Origin of the sequence: Apilactobacillus micheneri, from assembly GCF_006493595.1 — a bacterium.
Taxonomy (GTDB): domain Bacteria; phylum Bacillota; class Bacilli; order Lactobacillales; family Lactobacillaceae; genus Apilactobacillus; species Apilactobacillus micheneri.
The window spans coordinates 49960-65112 of sequence record NZ_QUBI01000004.1 but is presented as its reverse complement, the minus strand read 5'-3'; the positions used below and the strand labels follow the sequence as shown (position 1 = coordinate 65112).

The window sequence follows — 15153 nt, the reverse complement described above, 5'->3', positions numbered from 1 at the left end:
TTGATTTGGTGATTGGTATCCTAGTTTTTCTTTTATTCTATTATTATTGTAATCCTTAATCCATGCTTTCATGGCATGGATTAAGGATCCTTTTGTATTATATCATTTCACTTTTCATAATATGAAAAAATGATTCCATCTGTGCATTATCTAAGCATGTCCCTTTACGGGACATATACTGAATCGCATTATATTTTTTCAATGTATTAGCCCAACTATGATGTTGATATTGAAAACCTTGATCACTGTGCACAATAGTTCTATAAGGTAATGATTTTAGATTAAGCATTGCTTCATTTAGTGCCTTTAAAGTAAAACTTACATTTGGATGTTTACTAATATTAAAAGATATTATTTTGTCTGAATATAAATTCATTACTGGTGATAAATAAACCCGATGGTTTATATCTTCATTGCCATATCTAAATTCACTAACGTCAGTAGTAATTTTTTGCCCAAATTTATTGGCTGTAAAATCACCATTTAATATATTATAAGCAATCTTGCCTACTTGACCTTTATATGAATTATACTTACGTTTGCGTCGACTAAACAATTTACATTGCCAATTATTACGTTTCATTATCTTTTGTACACGTTTATGATTGATATTTAATCCGGATTTCCTTAATACTGCAGTTACCCTATGGTATCCATAAGAAGTATGTTTTAGAATGATTTTTTTTATTTGCTTTTCAATACCACATTTATTGAAAGAAAGCGTAGCTTTCTTAAGATTATAATAATAAAGACTCCGAGGATACTCAATAATCTTTAAAATATAGCTCTTGGAGAAATTCTTTAATTGATGAATAAGTTTGTTTACACAAACAAATTGACTACTATTATTATTTTCAATTTTAATTTTTTCATAATGATATTTAACCATATATTTTTTAGATAAAGCTTTTTGATGTGCGTTTATGATTGATTTAGTTTTCTTCATTTTAGGGCGACCACGTTTGTTGTAAAATGATCGTATGCCTTTGGTCTCCATTCTTCTCTGCCAAGTGAAGATAGTACTACTGGCAGATATATTGAATTGAAGTGCTGTTTCTGGATACGACTTGTGGTGGGTGTGAATCCAATTCAGCACTTTTATTTTATACTCACCAGAATACACTTTATCGTAATTTCTTACAATTAAACCCTTTAAGCCGTAGGCTTTATACATATTAATCCATAGCAAAACAGTACTATTATTCACAATATTATATTTTTTACAAAGATAAGTTGAACCATATCCTTGTAGATATTCTAAAACAACATTTAATTTAAATTCATAACTAAATTTAACCAAAAAATGACCCCCAAAATATTGAACAATTTCTTGTCCAACTTTTGGGGGTCACTTCACCTTTTGGAATCCTTTTTTATTTATTCTAAATTATGTTTTTCAATAAGTTTTTGAAAATTATTTGGTAACTTTATTCCTAAACTACATATATAATTACATAAGTTATTAAATTGAACATCATCAGGTCTATTTCTTTTATGATCTCTTAAAATAATTTCAAAGTTTGCAATAAAGGCTAATTCTCGGTATTCAATTAAATTAGATATACATTTTGCATCTTTAAATCTCTTCATTTTGCATAAAACATAATGCAACATATTGTAAGCATCTTTTATATGTTCCAGAGAATGGTCAATACTATCATCTGCATTAATAATTGTTAATACATTATTAATATAATAATTAGACTCATCGTAACTATTTAGTAAATAATATGATTTAGCAAGATAGCTACATGTCCAAACATAATATGATAGATTCTTTTTATCCTTATAAAAACAGTAATATGCATTTAACATTAAAGGAATCACTTTAACATAGTCTTTTTGTTGATAAAAAGTAATATAGCCACTATAAAAATAATATTTACCTTTTGTAATAGTATCATCAATATTAAAAGCAATAATTCCATCCAAACAATGCTTAGCAGAATCTAATTTACCGTCCAAAATATATTCATAAATTTTATCCAATTTACGATGTGTAAGTTGAAAGGTATCATTAGAAAAACTTTCGATTGGAATATTTAATATATCAGATATTAATGAAATGGTATGTAAATCGGTTTTATGATTACCATTTTCAATATTACTAATCGTAGTTTGTGTACAATTTGTTCTTTTAGCTAATTCAGCTTGAGTAATGCCCATAATAATCCTGGACTTCTTTATTAATGCGCCACTTTTTTGCATGGTGATTAAATAATGTATACACCTTATTGTATACCCTTTCGTAAGTATATTACTATAATACCCCTTTATTATTTTTAATCAACACTTTTTTATCTATTATGATAAAAACATTTTAATTCATGGTCATTAATCACACCAATTGCTTGATAAAATGAATATAATGTTTTATTTCCAATCCTTTTAAATCCTTTTCTTTTAAAATTCAAAACATACTTATGGATAAAAGAATCTATATATTTGTATTCACCCGTATTCAATAAATGATCTAACATACTATAATTAAATGGCTCCCATATAAATTTATTTAAATTGATAGATCTACATATTCTTGCATTATAGATAATTGCTTCTATCTTTTTTTGATTTCTAATTATATTTTTATTATTCATTAGACGCTTAATATCATTAATACTATATTCTGAAATTTTTTCAACATCAAAATCATCGAAAGCCTTTATAATTTCATTCCTTTTATCTAGAATTAAAGTCCATTTCAAACCTGCTTGCATAATTTCAAGAGATAGTTTTTCAAACAATTTTCGATTATTAGTTTCCTTAACTCCCCATTCTCTATCGTGATATATTAATAACTTTGGATTATCTTTTGCCCAATCACATCTTTCAACCAAAAGTTATCGCCTCCCATTCATAATATACGAATGTTATTTAACACTAATTCAAAATAAAAAAGTACTCTATTGAGTACTTTTAAAAATATTATGATAATGGTTTAAAATCATGAATAATATTAGCTTGACGATCAAACTCAGCATATGCTAAATCAATTAATCGATCAATCAATTCAGTATAGCTAATACCAGATGATTCCCATAATTGTGGATATAAACTAATATTAGTAAATCCAGGAAGAGTATTAACCTCTCCAAGATATGGTACATCGTCCTTAGATACTAAGAAGTCAATACGCGCCATACCTTTAAGGCCTAATGCTTTATAAGCTCTTAATGCCATATCAGTAATTTCATCAGATAATTCTGTTGAAACATCTACTGGAATATCAAAAATAACTTGACTAGCATCAACAAACTTATTGTCATAAGTATAGAATTTATCTTGTTTAGGAACTCTAATTGCACCTAATTTAGAAGCAATAGGTTTTTCATTACCTAAAATAGAGATTTCTAATTCTTCTGGACCATTAATTGATTGTTCAGCAAGAATTTTATAATCATATCTAAATGCATCTTTTAAGCCATCTTCAAATTCTTGTTCATTGGTAATCTTATGAATACCAACTGATGATCCTTGGTTAGCTGGCTTTAAGAAAATTACATCGCCAAATTTAGCTTGTAACTTAGCATATGACCATTCATCTTTATTATCAGGAGTAATTAATTGGTAATTAGTATTTCTAACATTTGCAAGATTTAACATTTTTTTAGTAATGTCTTTATCAAAACCCATAGCTGATTCTAAGATACCACTACCAACATATGGTTTATGCAATAGTCTTAATAAACCTTGAATAGTACCATCTTCACCTAAATTACCATGAATAATAGGGAAAAATACATCAATATCTTTAACTTCTGATAGATTTTTGATTGGTGCCAAAGGATCTGAAAAATCTAATTTAGACATTTCTTCTTTTACAACATCATCTTCTGGTTCACCATTGAAAACACGATGAGAAGCCTCATTACTTAAGATAATACCCTTCTTAGTAAGTAAAAATAAACTAATATCATATTTTTCTTTATCCATTGCATCATAAATATTATGTGCTGAACGTTTTGAAACATCATGTTCTGATGAATCTCCACCAAATAATAGTGCTAAATGTGTTTTATTTGCCATTTTTATAACCGTCCTATAATTAATCTTTGAAACTATAGTATATCATATTTTAAAAAATTTTGTATTCAATTATTTATCTATTTACTTGCTTTAATTTCGTTAATTTATAATTAATTAAAAATAATATTGAAGATATAATGATTAAAAATAATATTATACAAGTTGGATTGTAAATTATAATATCTTTATAATTTATTTGAGATGCTGGTTTATTATTTATTCCATCAATAAATCCAAATAAAAAGTCTAGTATAAAAGAAGAATTAATGGATACCATAAATCTAGAAAAAATATTATAGTATACTTGATCACTTAATAATAAGCAACAAGATAAAAACATTGATATAAAAAAGATATGAAAAATAAATTTCCAAAAAGCAGAAAACAATGATAGAAAGCTACCCCATGTATTAAGCAATAAAATAAAGAATATCATTACAAACAAGGTAATTAAGAAATTAGAAGTTTGATTAAATATATCAATTCTAAAATAACTGTCATATTGATGAGAATAAAAATTATCTGCGTAAATATGAAAAATGAATTTATCTATAAAACTTTCTAAAAGATTAAAACAAACAGATATTATTGAAAATAATAATATTAACTTGCACTTTATTATAAAGTATTTTCTTCTACTAATTGAATTTTGGATAGATAATTTAAAATTTTTGTAACTAAAACTAAAAATTAACAATAATATTATATTAAATGTAATTCCAAAGGGTGTTGATATAAATATTTCATGCAAAAGATTAAATAGATTTAACTGTCTTGTAGTTTCTGTGATAAATATTTCCCATAAAAATAATAAAAAGATAATACCAAAAGAAATTGATAAATACTTTTTTAAAACATTTTTAAATATTTCTTGTTCTTTCATAAATATCTTCCTATTCTATCTATTTACTTGTTGAAATTTTGTTACTTGATAGTTAATGCATCCCAAAATTAAGCTAGAAACAACTAATGTTGAAATTGCATTTATTGGATTGGCATTAGATAATAAGTGTCTCCTATCTATATCTATAGTGTTAAAACCAGATAAGAATTTAAAAATGGCTTCAACATGCATATTATCCATTAAATTTACAAAATATTCATAAAATCCTTCATGAGTAATTCCAATAAAGAATGAAATCATTAAACTAAATAGTATTAAATATATAATGATTTTAACAATGTGATTAAATAATGACATTAAGCTCCCCCATGTATTAAACAAAAGAAGTAAAAATAGCATCATACAAAAACCAGTTATAAACATAAAAATGAAATTAATTATGTAGGAATTAAAAAAGTGAAAATAATTATCAATATAAAAAGAATTTAAATAATTACTATTAATAGAATACATTATTATAGTAATTATAAAACTAATTATATTGCATATAAGAGCACTAAAAATAATTAAAAATAGTTTAGACTTCCAAAAATTTTTTCTGCTCATACCACTTTGAATTGATATTTTAAAATTATCGTAATTTCTGGACAATAATCCAATAAAACATAAATCTACAAACATTGGTAATGAGTTAATCATACTTAATACTGCATTTTTAGATTGTCCGCTAAAAATCCAATTAAATAAACATATGAAAATTATAAATAATAAACAAGTAAATAAATTTTTTTGATTTATTTTCCTAAATATAGATTTTACTTTCATAAATATCATCCTCTCTTAAGATCATTTTCTTACTTGAGTAATTTTAGTCAATTTATAATTAATAATAAGCAATACAATAATACATATAATAAAAGTTATTGAGATATTTATTGGATTTCCATTATATCCATTACGAGTAGCAGAATTTAATCCTGTTATTAAAGCAAAAATATATTGTACATTATTACTGCCACCTAGTAATTCACTATAAATACCAATAGAAGATAGAATTATTGTTAATACAAAATAAGTACAAATAAATGTAATTATTTTACCAATTACATTGAAAATAGATAAAAGAGTTCCTAAGGTATTAATAAGTAAAATGACTAACATAATAGATATCAATCCAACAATAAACATAGAAATTATGTTTATTGTATAACTATTAAAGAAATGAAAATAGAGTTGATAATAAAGACCATAATGAGTCTTGTCTAATATATTAAATTTAAATAAATTTATAATAAAACCTATCATATTAATAATTATAGAAAAAGATAACAGTAGGTATATCTTTATTTTATATAACTTTTGTCTACTAATCCCATTAGCAATAAATATTTTGAATAAATAATAATTAAATGAAAAAATTAAAGCCATATAAAAAAATATATAGTTACTGATAGAACTAATCATTTCAATAATAGGCATATTATTGAAAAAAAGATTGTTTATGAAAAATATGGAGGAAAAAATTAATAAATAAAATAAATATCTCTTAATAAGATTTTTATATAAAGCTAGTTCTTTCATAAATATTAATCACCTTCACTTCTGTCCATTAAATTAACAATTAATTTTTGAAGTTCCATTTTATTTACTTCAACACCACTAGGAATCTCTTTTTGTGGTAATTGTCCCATAATATGAACCGTTTCATATTGACCAAGTGATTCTTTGCCAATTATATCTAAGCCATGAACATATTCATCAACGAAATCAGCAGGCCCGTTAATTGAATATGCTTTAGATCTAATATTATCAGCAGAATCATTCAAAATAATTTCTCCATTATTTATCATTACAACATCGCTGACCAATTTATCTATTTCTTCAATAATATGTGTAGAAATAACAAATGTTCTAGGATGATCCGTATATGATTCAATTAATTCTCGATAAAAAATATCACGATTCCTAGCATCAAGACCTAAGGTAGGTTCGTCAAGCATGATAAATTCACATGGCACACATAATGCAATAATTATTTTCATAATAGATTTATATCCGGTAGATAACTTATTAAAACGACTCTTAGTATTTAGTTGAAATTCTTTAACTAATTTATTTTGTAAATTAACATCATATCCTTCATACATTGATTGAACAAATTTAAAAGTCTTAGCTACTTTTTTATTTTTAGGATACATATTATTTTGATTCATATAATAAATTTTTGATAGTGCATTATCATTATCATGAACATTTTCACCGTCTAATAAAACTTCTCCACTAGTTGGGAAATTATAATCAGCAATGATGCTCATCAAAGTGGATTTACCAGCTCCATTTTCACCAAATAATCCATAAATCTTATTAGATAAAAAAGATACATTAATATTTTTTAAAACCTTTTGTTTACCAAATTTAAAATTCCTATTTAAGTTTTTAATTTCTAGTTTATCCATTGTCATAACCCCTCTTTATTAATTCCAATATGTCATCTTTAGATAAATGCAATTTTTTAGATTCATTGATTAAATTCAATATATAATCGTGATAGAAATGTTCTCGACGTTCATTAATTACTCTTTGTTGAGCCCCATAAGTAACAAATGTTCCACGTCCTCTTTGTTTTTCTAATAAATTATTGTTAACTAGAAGGTTCATCCCTTTTAGTACAGTTGCTGGGTTGATTTGAAATGTTTTCGATATTTCTGTAGTTGATGGAATCTGAGTTCCTTCTTTAAAAGCCCCTGTAAAAATAGCATCTTCAATTTGATTTGAAACTTGTAAAAATATGGGTTCCGGACTTTGAAAGTCAAATTGCATGTAAGCACCTCCAATGCAATTTTAGTTAGTTGCTTATATAACTAACTATATATATGCTAAATAACTTTGTCAATAAAAAAAGCACTCAAATAATGAGTACTTCATAAAAGATTATTTATTTTTCGGCAGGTAAAACTGCACCCTTATATTTATCTTTAATCCAGTTTTGAGTTGACTTAGATTGTAAAGCCTTAACTAATAATTTAATTTCTCGATTATTACGATCATTATGTCTAGCAGCTACAATATTGTTGTAAGGAGAGTCTTTAGTTGCCTTTTGTAGCGCAATAGATTGCTTATCAGGTTGTAAACCACCTTGTACAGCATAATTAGAATTGATAGCTACTGCATCACCTTCACCGTTATTATAAATTAATGGCATAATTTTAGGCTCATAGCCTGTTTGAAATTTTAAATGTTTAGGATTATAAGTAATATCACTAAAAGTAGCTTGAGAAATATTAACACCTTTTTTGATTTTAATTAAACCTTGTTGCTGGAATAATTGAATAATTCTTCCGTAATCAGGAGCATTACTACTTACCAAGATTTTAGATCCATCTTTTAGTTGAGATAAACTTTTTGCCTTCTTAGAATAAATTCCAATTGGTTCCAAATGAACAGCACCCATATTTACTAGATCTGCATCATTTTGCTTATTCCATTGATCTAAAAATGCTGGTGTTTGGAAATAATTAGCATCTAATTGTTTACCAATTAAAGCACGATTAGGCAATACATAGTCTTGAAATGTAACAATATCAAGTTTTATACCTTCTTTTTTCAAGATAGGTTCTACATGCCTTAATATTTCAGCATGTGGGATGTTAGAGGCTCCTACTCTTAAAGTATTTTTAGCTTTATAATTACCAGGTCCTAAAAATAATAAAATGATAAATAAAATTATTACTGAACCGAAGGATACAATTTTTTTCATAATTAATCCTCCTTATAATGAACGTTTGTCAGTTTTCTTAACTAATAAATCACCAATAGTTTGAACAATTAGAACAATTATTAAAATAATAACAGTTGAAACTAAAGTAACAGTATTATTATTAGATTGGAAACCATCTAAATATGCTAAATATCCTAAACCACCTGATCCAATAGCTCCAGCCATTGCAGTATAAGAAATTAATGAAATAGCAGTTACAGTTCCACCAGCAATTAATGCGGGCGTACTTTCAGGAAGTAAAACTTTAAAAATGACATCCCAATTAGTTCCTCCCATTGATTTCACAGCTTCAATAACTCCACTATCAACTTCTCTAAAATCAGCTTCCACCATTCTTGCATAAAATGGTGCTGCAGAAATTACTAATGAAGGAATCGCAGCTTTAGGACCAATAATTGTCCCAACTAAATCTCTTGTAAATGGGAGTAATAATACAATTAAGATAATAAATGGGATTGAACGAAATACATTTACAAAAAAGGAAATGATCCAATTTAATATTTTCCATCCAATGCCTTTTTTATTATGACTTTCAAATAAAAGTAAGCCTAAAATAATACCCACAATTGCGACAATAATCATTGATAATGCTGTCATCCAAATTGTTTCCCAGGTTGCTTGTCTCATAGCTGACCAATTAATATTTTTTAATTGAAAATATGATTGAATTCCTTGATTATCCACGGTTGATCACCTCAGTTTCAATGTTTAATGAATTTAAATATTCAATAGCTTTATCTTGATCTTTCGGACTACCCAATAGTTGAATTATTAGTGATCCAATTGAACCACTTTGAGTTTGATGAATAGTAGCTTCAATAATACTCATTTCTAAAGTATCAAATTCACGCATCATATTAGAAACAACTGGTTGTTGTGATTGGTTGCCCTTAAAAGATAATTTAAGCACAGTTCCATTTGGATATTTATCCAAGATATCATCAACCGTCATGTTAAGTTCACCTGAAGAAGCTGGATTATCTTCATTTACGAAACGTTTAGTAATATTTTGTTTAGGATTTTGAAAGATATCATAAATATCCCCATGTTCAACAATCTTACCTTCCTCCATAACTGCAACTTTCTTAGCAACTTTTCTAATTGCGTGCATTTCATGAGTTATTAATAAGACAGTTAAATTTAATTCTTTATTAATTTTTAAAAGTAAGTCTAAAATTTCATCAGTAGTTTGAGGATCTAAGGCACTAGTAGCTTCATCAGATATTAGTATTTCTGGTTTATTAGCTAATGCTCTTGCAATACCTACTCTTTGCTTTTGACCACCAGATAATTCAGAAGGATAATCATTTTCACGGCCTTCTAGACCAACTAATTTAATAAATTCCTCTGCCTGTTTCCTTCTTTCTGCTTTGCTAATCCCAGATATTTCTAATGGTAATTCAACATTTTCGATAATAGTTCTAGACCAAAGAAGATTGAAGTGTTGGAAAATCATTCCAATCTTTTTTCTTTGTTCCCTTAATGACTTATTGCTTAATTTAGATATATCTTTTCCATTAATTTCAATTGCACCTGAAGTGGGTGCTTCCAAACCATCAAGAATTCTTACTAATGTACTTTTACCAGCTCCAGAATAGCCAATAATACCGTAAATTTCACCATCATCTACTTCAAAATTAACATCATTTACAGCCGTTAAAATACTTTTATCTAACTTATATTTTTTATAAACATTTTTAAATTTTATCAATAAACTTACCCCCTCATAAATAAAAAAGCCCTTCGTACTCTACTAAGTTAATAGTAAAGGACGAAGAGCTTCGTGTTACCACCTTTGTTCATTATTGCTTCACAACAATAATCTCAATAAGTATATTATACTTGGCAAAATAATGCTTGCTAAACATTATTAATTTGTTTAAAACTCGTTAATAAAGATAAAACAAAGACCATATTCAATAATAATGAAAGGCTCTATCTCAGCATTCAAAAGCTCTCTTATTCATTCATTAATTATTTACTCATCTTTTCATCAAATTTTAATAAGTATACAAATAATATTTTACAAAGTCAATAAAATACTATGAAAAATCTTTGCTAGAACTAAACATCGATCCATAATTATGGTATTGCATGGACATAATTAAGCCAATTCCAATCATATTACCAATCAATGCTGAACCACCTTGACTAACAAATGGTAAAGGAATTCCAGTTAATGGTAATAATCCAATACTCATACCAATATTTTCAAACACATGGAATAATATCATCATGATAATTCCAGTAGAAATATAAGCATAATATATATTCTTGGTTTCAAAAGTTACTCTAATCATACGGTAAATCAAGAAGAAATATAATCCAATCAATACTAATCCACCGATAAATCCAAAGTTTTCACCGATGACTGAAAAAATCATATCTGATTCACGAACTGGTACATAAACATGCGAAACATTAAATCCTGTTCCACTAAATCCACCAGAACCAACTGCTTTAATACTTTGCCATAACTGATAACCAGAACCACTTAAATTAGATGGATTAGATGGATCCAACCAATCATTAACACGGTCAAATTGATAAGATTGAAAACCAACTGCTTCTAATATTTTACGACCACCACTAGTTATAACTAAAATTAAAGCCGTTCCACCAATTGTTATAAAAGAAATAATTCCTGGTACAAGAATTTTCCAGGTAATTCCAGAAACGATAGCTAATCCTCCAAGCATTGCAAAGAAAACCAACATTGTACCAAAATCATTTTCAACTTTTAATAAAACACAAATTGGTAATGTCCAAAGAATCATCTTTAATAATAACCAAAAATCTGTTTTAACTAAATGTTCTCCATAATTACGATTGTGTTCGACAATTACTCTTGCTAGCATAACAACAAATGCAGGCTTCATGATCTCTGCAGGTTGAAAAGTCAATGGGCCTAACTGAAACCAACTTTTGGCTCCTGTTTGAATATAAAAGGATCGACTGTATAAAACCAATAAAGAAGCCAACATCAATAATGCACCCCAATAAATAACTGGGGCAATTTTCCAAAGTTGTTCAGAATCAAATTGCATAATAATTACTATTGCAATTGTTCCAATTGTGTACCATACAACTTGAGTTATCATTTGTTTTACGATAGCTCCTGAATAAGAGTCATGAGAAACGGCAATAAAAATAGAACCAATTCCAATTAGTGCTAATAATAATACACAAATGATTATTTGCCAGTCAATTCTAGAATCAACATTGTCATTTTCATTAGAATTATTCAACAATCTAAATCATCACCTTATTAAATTTTATAATTAACCTCGATGTAAATGATATTGACTAATTAATGTTTCAACACCTTCATCGATACTCTTTGTATGAAATACATCTTCACCAAAAATGACATCAAATTTTGATTCATCATTTGGTTTGATATAACCTACTTCTTTTTTACCAATAGATAAAACTTCACAATCAGTTCCATCTATTTTTTTGGTATCTAATTTAACATTAACATTTTTATTTGATTTTGACATATTTTCCTCCAAAAATAAAAGTAGTCGATAAATAAAGATCGGCTACTTCAAATTCATAGAGCGACGATATTCATCACTCGCTCTTTTGTTTCTAAAAATAGTAAAATGATCAGAAACTGGATCATATCCACCCTTAACAAATGGCTGACATCGAAGGATTCTAGAAATTCCCATAATCAAGCCTAAGAAAGGGCCATGTTTTTTAATAGCATCAATCATATAAGTTGAACATGTAGGGTAATAACGACATGCGGGTGGAAATAAAGGCGAAATCCACTTTTTATAAACACCAACTAAAAATAATAAAATTTTTGTCATTATATTACTTCTTATATTAATCTTTACGCTTTTCTGTTTTGTTCATATGTTCTAATAAAGCACCTGCACCTTTAGCAACATTATCCAAAGGATTTTCTGAAATGATAACTGGTACAGTTAATTCCTTAGAGATTGCATGGTCTAAGCCCCTTAATAAAGCTCCTCCACCAGTTAACATGATTCCACGATCAACAATATCAGAAGCCAATTCAGGTGGTACTACTTCTAATACATCTTTGGCAGCTTCAATAATTTGTTTAACAATATCAGAAATAGCAGATTGTACTTCTGGACTAGTTAAAGTAATAGATTTTGGCATTCCACCAATTGCATCTCTTCCTCTAACTTCCATTTCTTTAACATCGTCTTCATCAACAGTAGCAGTACCAATTTGGATTTTAATCTTTTCAGCTGTATGTTCACCAATAACCATCTTGTACTTATCTCTAACATAAGCAGCAATTTCGCTATTCATAGCATCACCGGCAACTCGAATAGATTTACTTGCAACAATGTCACCAAGTGAAATCACAGCAATATCAGATGTTCCTCCACCCATATCGATAACCATATTACCCTTAGGTTGGAAGATATCCATACCAGCACCAATAGCTGCAACTTTAGGTTCTTCTTCAATATATACTTTTCCACCACCAGCTTTTTCAGCAGCTTGGATGATAGCTTTTCTTTCAATGTTTGTGATATTAGTAGGTGCACAAATCATAGTTTTAGGCTTTGACATAAAACCTTTAACGCTCAATTTATTAATAAAATAAGTAAGCATTTGTTCAGTTACATCAAAGTCTGAAATAACCCCATCTTTTAATGGACGAATAGCCCTAATGTTACTTGGAGTTCTACCAACCATTCTATAAGCTTCAGAACCAACAGCTAATACCTTATTAGTCTGAATATCAACTGCAACGACTGAAGGTTCATTTAAAACAATTCCCTTACCAGTTACATATATTAAAACATTGGCAGTTCCTAAATCAATGCCGATATCTTTTACCATCTTTCATTTTCCTCCTGAATCAACTTGTATTAATATATTATATCATATTTATAGAATATACTATTTAAGATATTAGATTATTTTTCCAAAAAACTACTCATTAATTTCATCTTCTGCATCCAAAGAAATCCTTTTAATATCAGCACCTAAGCTCTTTAACTTATCGTGAAAATCATAATATCCGCGGTCTAAATATTTTAGGTTAGTAACTTGAGTTTGACCATTAGCTATTAATCCAGCTAAAACTAACGCTGCAGCAGCTCTTAAATCTGTTGCTGAAACTTCAGCACCACTAAATTCTGTAGGTCCTTTTAAAATAACTGTTTGACCATTAATATGAAATTTAGCATTCATTCGACTAAGTTCACCTAAATGCATAAAACGATTTTCAAAAACAGTTTCAGTTAACATACTATTACCATTAGAAGCCAATTGAAGCACCATCATTTGTGGTTGCATATCAGTTGGAAAGCCTGGATAAGGCAATGTTTGGATATCTACAGGTTTTAATTTATCAGGGCCAATAACTCTAATACCATCATCTTCTTCTTTAATAGTTACACCCATTTCTTTCATTTTAGAAATTAATGGTTCATTATATTGACTTTCAGCATTTTTAATTAAAACATTGCCATGAGTCAATGCAGCTGCCACCATAAAAGTTCCAGCTTCAATACGATCTTGTAATACATTATGGGTTGTACCATGTAGATGCTTAACGCCTTTAATTTTTAACTTACTGGTACCAGCCCCGGTTATTTTGGCACCCATTTTATTTAAAATATTGGCTAAATCAACAATTTCAGGTTCTCTAGCAACATTTTCAATAACCGTTTCTCCTTCAGCTAAGGTCGCAGCCATCATAAGATTTTGAGTTGCACCAACACTAGGAAAGTCTAAATAAATATTAGCACCCTTAAGACCTTCATCTGAAAAAGCCTCAACATAACCATCATGCTGACTAATCTTAGCGCCTAAAGCTTCAAAACCTTTTAAATGAATATCTATTGGTCTAGATCCAATTGCACATCCACCAGGCAAAGCAACTTTAGCGTGTCCTAATCTTGCTAATAATGGTCCCATTACAACTATAGATGCACGCATCTTAGAAACATATTTTAATGGTGCTTCAGGCAAAATATCATTTGAAGCACTTAAATGCATCGAATTATTATCAGTATCTAAGTTAATATCTAAATTTAAGTATTTCAATACTTTACTCATTATAAAAACATCAGATAATAGTGGAACATTATTTAAAATCGTTTCTCCTTCATCCGCTAAAATAGCCGATGCCATAATGGGTAATACTGCATTTTTGGCGCCTTCAATATTAACTTCTCCAGCTAATTTATTACCACCATTTACAATTATTTTATCCAATGGTAGACCTCCTAATTAAACTAATCAGCTAAAACTATAGAATATATTAATTATCCATATAAAAAATGAACCACATGAAAAGCCCAGCATTATTGACAATAATGTTAGTAAAACCTTAAATTGATTCTCATGCATACGAACATATTTTTCTAAGTGAATATCTTTTATACACCAAAAGGATATACTAATAAAAAATAGCTGAATTACTATATCTATTATGTTATTAATGTTTATTATTTGCATAATTTCACCATTTTCTTATCAAAACTATACCATAAAAATATGA

At 27.9% G+C, this 15153-nt stretch carries 18 protein-coding genes; all 18 read right to left on the bottom strand.

What is annotated here, in order from left to right; translation table 11 throughout:
• Positions 1-97: 97 nt before the first annotated feature.
• The gene (locus tag DY123_RS05430) at positions 98-1300 is read right to left on the bottom strand and encodes an IS3 family transposase (protein ID WP_140924310.1); all 1203 of its coding nucleotides are present in this window, start codon (positions 1298-1300) and stop codon (positions 98-100) included.
• Between the two features lie 77 nt (positions 1301-1377).
• The gene (locus DY123_RS05425; RefSeq protein WP_140924309.1) at positions 1378-2208 is read right to left on the bottom strand and encodes a helix-turn-helix transcriptional regulator; all 831 of its coding nucleotides are present in this window, start codon (positions 2206-2208) and stop codon (positions 1378-1380) included.
• Between the two features lie 89 nt (positions 2209-2297).
• On the bottom strand, positions 2298-2837 hold the full coding sequence (locus DY123_RS05420) for a DNA-3-methyladenine glycosylase I (RefSeq protein ID WP_140924307.1): 540 nt from the start codon (positions 2835-2837) through the stop codon (positions 2298-2300).
• 88 nt (positions 2838-2925) lie between these two features.
• Complete coding sequence (locus DY123_RS05415) at positions 2926-4026, bottom strand: D-alanine--D-alanine ligase family protein (RefSeq protein WP_140924305.1); 1101 nt, start codon at positions 4024-4026, stop codon at positions 2926-2928.
• A gap of 73 nt (positions 4027-4099) precedes the next feature.
• Positions 4100-4909 carry a hypothetical protein gene (locus DY123_RS05410; RefSeq protein WP_140924304.1) on the bottom strand — a complete coding sequence of 270 codons (810 nt, stop codon included), beginning with the start codon at positions 4907-4909 and terminating at the stop codon, positions 4100-4102.
• A gap of 15 nt (positions 4910-4924) precedes the next feature.
• Positions 4925-5227 carry a hypothetical protein gene (locus tag DY123_RS05405; RefSeq protein WP_140924302.1) on the bottom strand — a complete coding sequence of 101 codons (303 nt, stop codon included), beginning with the start codon at positions 5225-5227 and terminating at the stop codon, positions 4925-4927.
• A 489-nt stretch (positions 5228-5716) separates the two neighbouring features.
• Positions 5717-6031, bottom strand: a complete 315-nt coding sequence (locus DY123_RS05400; RefSeq protein ID WP_140933845.1) for a hypothetical protein — start codon at positions 6029-6031, stop codon at positions 5717-5719.
• A gap of 425 nt (positions 6032-6456) precedes the next feature.
• Positions 6457-7326 (bottom strand): ATP-binding cassette domain-containing protein, encoded by an 870-nt coding sequence (locus DY123_RS05395; protein WP_181398806.1) that lies wholly within the window; start codon positions 7324-7326, stop codon positions 6457-6459.
• Positions 7319-7690: a GntR family transcriptional regulator gene (locus DY123_RS05390; protein ID WP_105964857.1), complete on the bottom strand. Its 372-nt coding sequence runs from the start codon at positions 7688-7690 to the stop codon at positions 7319-7321. Before DY123_RS05390 ends, DY123_RS05395 begins: the two co-directional genes overlap by 8 nt.
• 115 nt (positions 7691-7805) lie before the next feature.
• Positions 7806-8627, bottom strand: a complete 822-nt coding sequence (locus DY123_RS05385) for a MetQ/NlpA family ABC transporter substrate-binding protein (protein ID WP_105964858.1) — start codon at positions 8625-8627, stop codon at positions 7806-7808.
• Positions 8628-8639: 12 nt separating this feature from the next.
• Positions 8640-9332 (bottom strand): methionine ABC transporter permease, encoded by a 693-nt coding sequence (locus DY123_RS05380; protein ID WP_318530774.1) that lies wholly within the window; start codon positions 9330-9332, stop codon positions 8640-8642.
• The gene (locus DY123_RS05375) at positions 9325-10359 is read right to left on the bottom strand and encodes a methionine ABC transporter ATP-binding protein (RefSeq protein ID WP_140924297.1); all 1035 of its coding nucleotides are present in this window, start codon (positions 10357-10359) and stop codon (positions 9325-9327) included. The genes DY123_RS05380 and DY123_RS05375 overlap by 8 nt, the downstream gene beginning before the upstream one ends.
• Positions 10360-10690: 331 nt before the next feature.
• Positions 10691-11899 (bottom strand): FtsW/RodA/SpoVE family cell cycle protein, encoded by a 1209-nt coding sequence (locus DY123_RS05370; RefSeq protein WP_225426765.1) that lies wholly within the window; start codon positions 11897-11899, stop codon positions 10691-10693.
• A gap of 30 nt (positions 11900-11929) precedes the next feature.
• On the bottom strand, positions 11930-12151 hold the full coding sequence (locus DY123_RS05365) for a DUF2969 family protein (protein ID WP_105964859.1): 222 nt from the start codon (positions 12149-12151) through the stop codon (positions 11930-11932).
• A 42-nt stretch (positions 12152-12193) separates the two neighbouring features.
• On the bottom strand, positions 12194-12469 hold the full coding sequence (gene yidD, locus DY123_RS05360; protein ID WP_211097628.1) for a membrane protein insertion efficiency factor YidD: 276 nt from the start codon (positions 12467-12469) through the stop codon (positions 12194-12196).
• A gap of 16 nt (positions 12470-12485) precedes the next feature.
• A complete protein-coding gene (locus DY123_RS05355; RefSeq protein WP_140924295.1) occupies positions 12486-13484 on the bottom strand; it encodes a rod shape-determining protein in 999 nt (332 codons plus the stop codon).
• A gap of 93 nt (positions 13485-13577) precedes the next feature.
• Positions 13578-14867, bottom strand: a complete 1290-nt coding sequence (gene murA, locus DY123_RS05350; RefSeq protein WP_140934561.1) for a UDP-N-acetylglucosamine 1-carboxyvinyltransferase — start codon at positions 14865-14867, stop codon at positions 13578-13580.
• Positions 14868-14891: 24 nt separating this feature from the next.
• The gene (locus tag DY123_RS07725) at positions 14892-15110 is read right to left on the bottom strand and encodes a DUF1146 domain-containing protein (RefSeq protein WP_105964863.1); all 219 of its coding nucleotides are present in this window, start codon (positions 15108-15110) and stop codon (positions 14892-14894) included.
• Positions 15111-15153: the final 43 nt, after the last annotated feature.

Coding starts and splice junctions, on each gene's coding strand:
- DY123_RS05425 (WP_140924309.1), bottom strand. CDS start 2,208: ATGCAAAAAAGTGGCGCATTAATAAAGAAGTCCAGGATTATTATGGGC.
- DY123_RS05415 (WP_140924305.1), bottom strand. CDS start 4,026: ATGGCAAATAAAACACATTTAGCACTATTATTTGGTGGAGATTCATCA.
- DY123_RS05410 (WP_140924304.1), bottom strand. CDS start 4,909: ATGAAAGAACAAGAAATATTTAAAAATGTTTTAAAAAAGTATTTATCA.
- DY123_RS05405 (WP_140924302.1), bottom strand. CDS start 5,227: ATGTCATTATTTAATCACATTGTTAAAATCATTATATATTTAATACTA.
- DY123_RS05400 (WP_140933845.1), bottom strand. CDS start 6,031: ATGTTAGTCATTTTACTTATTAATACCTTAGGAACTCTTTTATCTATT.
- DY123_RS05395 (WP_181398806.1), bottom strand. CDS start 7,326: ATGGATAAACTAGAAATTAAAAACTTAAATAGGAATTTTAAATTTGGT.
- DY123_RS05390 (WP_105964857.1), bottom strand. CDS start 7,690: ATGCAATTTGACTTTCAAAGTCCGGAACCCATATTTTTACAAGTTTCA.
- DY123_RS05385 (WP_105964858.1), bottom strand. CDS start 8,627: ATGAAAAAAATTGTATCCTTCGGTTCAGTAATAATTTTATTTATCATT.
- DY123_RS05365 (WP_105964859.1), bottom strand. CDS start 12,151: ATGTCAAAATCAAATAAAAATGTTAATGTTAAATTAGATACCAAAAAA.
- yidD (WP_211097628.1), bottom strand. CDS start 12,469: ATGACAAAAATTTTATTATTTTTAGTTGGTGTTTATAAAAAGTGGATT.
- DY123_RS05355 (WP_140924295.1), bottom strand. CDS start 13,484: ATGGTAAAAGATATCGGCATTGATTTAGGAACTGCCAATGTTTTAATA.
- DY123_RS07725 (WP_105964863.1), bottom strand. CDS start 15,110: ATGCAAATAATAAACATTAATAACATAATAGATATAGTAATTCAGCTA.